Here is a 3,097-nt window from a genome sequence, read left to right on the forward strand (position 1 = left end):
CTCCTGCGGTCAGTCCGCTGACCCAGGCCCACGAGGGTATTCGGGCAGGCATGGGCACGCATCTCCTCGGCTGCTACTCGGCCGCTCGGGCGGGGGTCGGATCATCGTACTGCGGGCGGTGCGGGTCACCGCCCGCACGGGCTCAGTCCAGTACCGGCAGCAGGTCCGGCAGGTGGCCGTCCGAGGCCGCCGCCGCCCGCTGCCGCTCCTCCGGGACCTCTCCGTAGAGGGTGGTGCGGGGTTTGGCCGGGCGGCCGGCCGCCTGTGCGATCGCGGTCAGGTCCTTGACGGACTTGTGGGAGCCGTAGGAGGAGCCCGCCATCCGGGAGATGGTCTCCTCCATGAGGGTGCCGCCGAGGTCGTCGGCGCCGGAGCGGAGCATCTCGGCGGCTCCTTCCGCGCCCAGTTTCACCCAGCTGGTCTGGATGTGGGGGATGTGCGGGTGCAGCAGGAGGCGGGCCATCGCCGTGACCGCCCGGTTGTCCCGCGCCGTCGGGCCGGGGCGGGCGATGCCGGCCAGGTAGACGGGGGCGTTGGTGTGGATGAAGGGGAGGGTGACGAACTCCGTGAAGCCGCCGGTCCGCTGCTGGATGCGGGCCAGGGTGCGCAGGTGGCCGAGCCAGTGGCGGGGCTGGTCGACGTGGCCGTACATCATCGTCGAGCTGGAGCGGATGCCCAGCTCGTGCGCGGTGGTGACCACCTCGATCCAGGTGGCCGTGGGCAGCTTGCCCTTGGTCAGGATCCAGCGGACCTCGTCGTCGAGGATCTCGGCGGCCGTGCCGGGGATGCTGTCCAGGCCGGCTTCCTTCGCGGCCGTCAGCCACTCGCGGACGGACAGGCCCGTGCGGGTCGCGCCGTTGACCACCTCCATCGGGGAGAAGGCGTGCACGTGCATCCCCGGGACGCGCTCCTTCACCGCCCTCGCGATGTCGAAGTACGCCGTGCCCGGCAGGTCCGGGTGGATGCCGCCCTGCATGCACACCTCCACCGCGCCCACGTCCCAGGCCTGCTGGGCGCGGTCGGCCACCTGCTCCAACGACAGCGTGTAGGCGTCGGCGTCGGTGCGGCGCTGGGCGAAGGCGCAGAAACGGCAGCCGGTGTAGCAGACGTTGGTGAAGTTGATGTTCCTGGTCACGATGTAGGTGACGTCGTCGCCGACGGCCGCGGCGCGCACGTCGTCGGCGATGCGGCACAGCGCGTCCAGGGCCGGGCCGTCGGCGTGCAGCAGCGCCAGCGCCTCGGCGTCGGTCAGGCGCGTGGGGTCGTCGGCGGCGGTGCGCAGGGCGGCTCGTACGTCGGTGTCGACGCGCTCGGGGGTCATGCCGGGGGCGGCCGCCTCGCGCAGGGCGCCCCAGTCGCCGTAGACCTCGTCGAAGTCGTCGCGGCGGTCGGCGGTGCGCCCCCGGGTGTCGATGGTGCGGTGCAGGTCGGTGCGGCCGGTGGCGGTGAAGGCCTCGTCCGGCTCCTGCCAGGGCCGGCCCTCGACGACCGCGTCCTCGCGGGCCAGACCGGTGGCGGGGTCGGCCAGGGCGGTCACGTGCGGCAGCAGGCGGGGGTCCAGCCAGGGCTCGCCGCGGCGCACGAACTCCGGGTAGACGCAGAGCCGTTCCCGCAGCTCGAAGCCGGCCGCCGCCGACTTCTCGGCGAGCCGGCCGAGCCGGGGCCAGGGGCGCTCGGGGTTGACGTGGTCGATGGTCAGCGGGGAGACGCCGCCCCAGTCGTCGATGCCGGCGCCGATGAGCCGCTCGTACTCGGCGTCGACCAGGTTGGGCGGGGCCTGCAGGCAGGCGGACGGGCCCATGATGTGCCGGGCGACGGCCACCGTGGCGAGAAGCTCGTCCAGTTCGGCGTCCGGCATGCCGCGCATGGCCGTGTCCGGCTTGGCGCGGAAGTTCTGGATGATCAGCTCCTGGATGCCGTGGTAGGCGCGGGAGACCTTCCGCAGCGCGAAGAGGGACTGAGCGCGCTCCTGGTACGTCTCGCCGATGCCGATCAGGATCCCGGAGGTGAAGGGCACCGAGGAACGGCCGGCGTCCTGCAGCACCCGCAGCCGCACGGCGGGTTCCTTGTCCGGGGAGCCGTGGTGCGGGCCGCCCGGCTCGGACCACAGCCGCGTCGCCGTGGTCTCCAGCATCATGCCCATCGACGGCGCCACCGGCTTCAGGCGCTGGAAGTCGGTCCAGGACAGCACGCCCGGGTTGAGGTGCGGCAGCAGGCCGGTCTCCTCCAGGATGCGGACGGCCACGGCCCGGACGTAGGCGATCGTGTCGTCGTAGCCGTGCGCGTCCAGCCACTCGCGCGCTTCCGGCCAGCGGTCCTCCGGCTTGTCACCGAGGGTGATCAGGGCTTCCTTGCAGCCGAGTGCGGCACCCTTGCGGGCGATGTCCAGCACCTCGTCGGGCGACATGAACATCCCGTGCCCGGCACGGCGCAGCCTGCCGGGCACGGTGACGAACGTGCAGTAGTGGCACCGGTCCCGGCACAGCCGGGTCAGCGGGATGAAGACGCTCTTGGAGTACGTGATGACACCGGGCCGCCCGGCCGCCTGAAGCCCCGCGTCCCGCACCCGCGCGGCGGAGGCCGCCAGGTCCTGAAGGTGCTCGCCACGGGCCTGCAGCAGCACCGCCGCCTCGGCGACATCGAGGGCGACGCCGTCCCGGGCACGCTTGAGGGCGCGACGCATGGAGTTCTCGGTGGGGCCGGTCCCGGAAGCCGCGGAAGTCGTCATCCTCCGAGCATACGGTCGCGGTGACCAGGGCAAACCGGCGTTCCCGCTCTCCGGACGCGACGGGTGCCGCCGCGGCGCCTACGGTGGGAGGCGTGACCTTCGCGAGCGGCGCCGGGGCCACGGACGGCGGCCGGGAGACCCGGACGATCCGCGGCACCCTGCCCGCCGGCTCGCCGGACTACGTGTACGTCCCCGTCGAAGTCCCCTCCGGCGTACGGGAGATCAGGGTCGCGTACACCTACGACAGGCCGTCCGTCCCGGCCGGCACCCCCGGCAACGCGCTCGACATCGGCGTCTTCGACGAGCACGGCACCGAGCTGGGCGGCCGGGACGGACGGCCTGTCGTAGGTGTACGCGACCCTGATCTCC

The 3,097-nt window shown here is 73.0% G+C and carries 1 protein-coding gene and 1 pseudogene; one reads left to right on the top strand and one right to left on the bottom strand.

Annotated elements, in window-relative coordinates:
* Positions 1–142: 142 nt before the first annotated feature.
* Positions 143–2,728 carry a bifunctional FO biosynthesis protein CofGH gene (locus C1I97_RS34140; protein WP_111006871.1) on the bottom strand — a complete coding sequence of 862 codons (2,586 nt, stop codon included), beginning with the start codon at positions 2,726–2,728 and terminating at the stop codon, positions 143–145.
* A 20-nt stretch (positions 2,729–2,748) separates the two neighbouring features.
* Between C1I97_RS34140 and C1I97_RS34145 the strand changes: the two are divergent.
* Positions 2,749–3,097 (top strand): annotated as a pseudogene (locus C1I97_RS34145) (hypothetical protein); the annotation flags it as partial.

This window comes from Streptomyces sp. NTH33 (assembly GCF_003236365.1).
In the GTDB taxonomy this organism is placed as follows: Bacteria; Actinomycetota; Actinomycetes; order Streptomycetales; family Streptomycetaceae; genus Streptomyces.

Bases quoted from the DNA above. Each gene is read 5' to 3' on its own strand.
- C1I97_RS34140 (WP_111006871.1), bottom strand. From the start codon at position 2,728: ATGACGACTTCCGCGGCTTCCGGGACCGGCCCCACCGAGAACTCCATG.